General features: G+C 56.1%; 2 protein-coding genes and 2 pseudogenes. 1 reads left to right on the top strand and 3 read right to left on the bottom strand.

All coding sequences use genetic code 11. The annotated features are described in order from the left end of the window. Positions 1–152: 152 nt before the first annotated feature. Positions 153–257 (top strand): annotated as a pseudogene (locus tag ACSIPU_RS30000) (Arm DNA-binding domain-containing protein); the annotation flags it as partial. Between the two features lie 253 nt (positions 258–510). On the opposite strand, the gene ACSIPU_RS30005 reads toward ACSIPU_RS30000, so the two are convergent. The 3 genes and pseudogenes from ACSIPU_RS30005 to ACSIPU_RS30015 form a co-directional block, all read right to left on the bottom strand. Next, positions 511–1,515: an IS110-like element IS5075 family transposase gene (locus ACSIPU_RS30005; RefSeq protein ID WP_000427619.1), complete on the bottom strand. Its 1,005-nt coding sequence runs from the start codon at positions 1,513–1,515 to the stop codon at positions 511–513. Positions 1,516–1,593: 78 nt separating this feature from the next. Then, positions 1,594–3,360 (bottom strand): annotated as a pseudogene (locus tag ACSIPU_RS30010) (Tn3 family transposase); the annotation flags it as partial. A 51-nt stretch (positions 3,361–3,411) separates the two neighbouring features. Further along, the coding region (locus ACSIPU_RS30015) for a hypothetical protein (protein ID WP_032414367.1) at positions 3,412–3,484 on the bottom strand (73 nt) is incomplete at its 5' end.

Below are 3,484 nucleotides of genomic sequence, written 5' to 3' on the forward strand. Positions count from 1 at the left end.
AGGCAATTTTTCAAAATATTGTTAAGCCTTTTCTGAGCATGGTATTTTTCATGGTATTACCAATTAGCAGGAAAATAAGCCATTGAATATAAAAGATAAAAATGTCTTGTTTACAATAGAGTGGGTATCGGAGACGAAGAAGGACAAGGTACATGCTGACCGATACCAAGCTGCGCAATCTCAAGCCCAGGGACAAACTCTACAAAGTGAATGACCGGGAAGGTCTCTATGTGGGGGTCGCCTCAGAAAACGGAATCTATGGTCACTCCCGTTTTTGCAACACCGATTTTGACGACAAGTTGGCTTGCTTGAATCTATCCGGCGTCTGAATGGGATTTTATTCCCGCGCCTCGATGAGTTCCGCGCCTGATGAACCTCCAGAAAATATACGGCTTCAATGAGCCTTTCCGTTTTACAGGTTCCTCAACAGGCCGGTGGGCCGTTAGTATCATCAATATCAGTATTCGCAAAACCAGATGAATGATTGTTTAAACTGGTGTATTTCTGCCTTTATGCTTCGTAAGTTTGCTGTCGCGCCGTCAGTGCCCAGGCTATTCTGGCCAGCTTGTTTGCCAGAGCACAGGTGACGACAAAGTTGCTTTTCCGACACAACAACTCCCTGACCCAGTCGGCCAACTTGCCAGACTGGTGTTCCAGTTTTTGTATGAATACCCTGGCACACTGAACCAACAAAGTTCGGATCTTTTTGTTGCCCCGCTTGCTAATCCCTAACAATGTCGTCCGACCTCCCGTGCTGTACTGTCGGGGTACCAGCCCTGTTGCCGCCGCAAAGTCACGGCTGCTGGCGTACTGCTTCCCGTCGCCAATCTCAGTTGAAATAGTACTGGCAGTCAGCGTTCCAACGCAGGGAATACTCAGCAAGCGCTGTCCAACCTCATCTTCGTCCAACTTTCGTTTCAACTGAGATTCCAGATCTTTAATCTGCTCAACAAGATAGTGATAATGCTGTTGTAATTTCAGCAGTAACTGGCTGAGATAAAGAGGCAAACTACTGTCCTCAAGAAGGGTACTCAGTCGACTAATAACGGCAGCACCTCGCGGAACGCTGATACCAAATTCCAGCAGAAAAGCATGCATCTGATTAGTTGTTTTCACCTTATCCTGAACCAGGGATTCACGGACACGATGCAGAGCTCGCATTGCCTGCTGAGATTCGGTTCTGGGCTGCACGAAACGCATAGATGGACGTGATGCTGCTTCACAGATAGCTTCAGCATCAACGAAGTCATTTTTGTTGCTTTTAACGAATGGGCGGACAAATTGCGGTGATATCAGCTTTGGAAAATGCCCTAACTCTTCCAGCTTGCGTGCCATAAAGTGAGAACCGCCACAGGCTTCCATCGCGATGGTTGTTGCCGGGCATGTCGCCAGAAATTCGATTAGCTTTGGTCGGGTGAATTTTTTACGGTAAACGGCCTTCCCACGATGATCCTGACAATGAATATGGAAAGAGTTCTTACCCAGATCGATACCAATAAGCGCAATGTTTTCCATGATGGTTCTCCGAATGAAAGCCTGTCCTCAGCATAGTACTGGGAAGGAGGGAGTGACCATCTCATTAAATAAAGCACGCTAAGCCGGTTGCAGCGGTCGTAGCGGCCTGAACTTGCCCGCGCCGATCTTGGCGCTGCTGCGCCAGAGGTAATCGCCGGTGAGGTTGATGTGCTCCCAACCGAGCGGCGACAGGTACTGCAACAGCGCGTCATCAACGGCATGGCCGTTGCCACGCAGCGCGTGCGCAGCCCGTTCCAGATAGACCGTGTTCCACAACACGACGGCAGCCGTTACCAGATTGAGGCCGCTAGCCCGGTAGCGCTGCTGCTCGAAACTGCGGTCGCGGATTTCACCCAGGCGGTTGAAAAACACTGCCCTGGCCAGCGCATTGCGCGCCTCGCCCTTGTTCAGGCCGGCATGCACGCGGCGGCGCAGTTCCACGCTTTGCAGCCAGTCCAGGATGAACAGCGTGCGCTCGATGCGGCCCAGCTCGCGGAGCGCCACGGCCAGGCCGTTCTGGCGTGGGTAGCTGCCGAGCTTTCGGAGCATCAGGGAGGCCGTCACCGTGCCCTGCTTGATCGAGGTGGCCAGCCGCAGGATTTCGTCCCAATGGGCGCGGACGTGCTTGATGTTGAGCGTGCCGCCGATCATGGGTTTCAGCGCGTCATAGGCGGCGTCGCCCTTCGGGATGTAGAGCTTGGTGTCGCCCAGGTCGCGGATGCGCGGCGCGAAGCGGAAGCCCAGGAGGTGCATCAGGGCGAAGACGTGATCGGTGAAGCCCGCCGTGTCGGTGTAATGCTCCTCGATCCGCAAGTCGGACTCGTGGTACAGCAGGCCGTCGAGCACGTAGGTCGAATCGCGCACGCCGACGTTCACGACCTTGGTGTGAAATGGCGCGTACTGGTCAGAAATGTGGGTGTAGAACGTCCGCCCTGGGCTGCTCCCGTATTTCGGGTTGATGTGGCCGGTGCTCTCGGCCTTGCTGCCGGTGCGGAAGTTCTGGCCGTCCGACGATGAGGTGGTGCCGTCGCCCCAGTGCTCGGCGAAGGGATGGCGGAACTGTGCGTTGACCAGATCGGCCAGCGCCGCCCCGTAGGTTTCGTCGCGGATGTGCCAGGCTTGCAGCCAAGCCAGCTTGGCGTAGGTCGTGCCGGGGCAAGACTCCGCCATCTTGGTCAGGCCCAGGTTGATCGCGTCGGCGAGGATCGTGGTCAGCAACAGGTTCTTGTCTTTGGCCGGGTCGCCCGATTTCAGATGCGCGAAATGCCGAGTGAAGCCCGTCCATTCGTCCACCTCCAGCAGCAGTTCGGTGATCTTGACGTGCGGCAGGATCATTGCCGTCTGGTCGATCAGCGCTTGGGCGGTGTCGGGTACCGCCGCGTCGAGCGGCGTGATCTTCAAGCCTGACTCGGTGATGATGGCGTCCGGCAGCTCGTTGGCCGTCGCCATACGGTTGACGGTGGCAAGCTGTGTTTCCAGCAGCGTCAGCCGGTCGTTCAGGTACCGGTTGCAGTCGGTGGCCACGGCCAGCGGCAATTCGCTGGCCTGCTTGAGGCTGGCGAATTTCGCGGGCGGCACCAGGTAGTCCTCGAAGTCCTTGAACTGGCGCGACCCCTGCACCCAGATGTCGCCGGAACGCAACGCGTTCTTCATCTCCGACAGCGCGCACAGTTCGTAGTAGCGCCGGTCGATGCCGGTGTCGGTCATGACCAGCTTCTGCCAGCGCGGCTTGATGAACTCGGTCGGCGCGTCGGCGGGCACCTTGCGGGCGTTGTCGCTGTTCATGCCGCGCAGCACCTCGATGGCGTCGAGCACGTCCTTCGCGGCGGGAGCGGCCCGCAGCTGGCACTGTTGCAAAGTTAGCGATGAGGCAGCCTTTTGTCTTATTCAAAGGCCTTACATTTCAAAAACTCTGCTTACCAGGCGCATTTCGCCCAGGGGATCACCATAATAAAATGCTGAGGCCTGG

The sequence above is a fragment of the Klebsiella sp. HN106 genome, from assembly GCF_051209435.1.
Classification (GTDB): domain Bacteria; phylum Pseudomonadota; class Gammaproteobacteria; order Enterobacterales; family Enterobacteriaceae; genus Klebsiella; species Klebsiella oxytoca.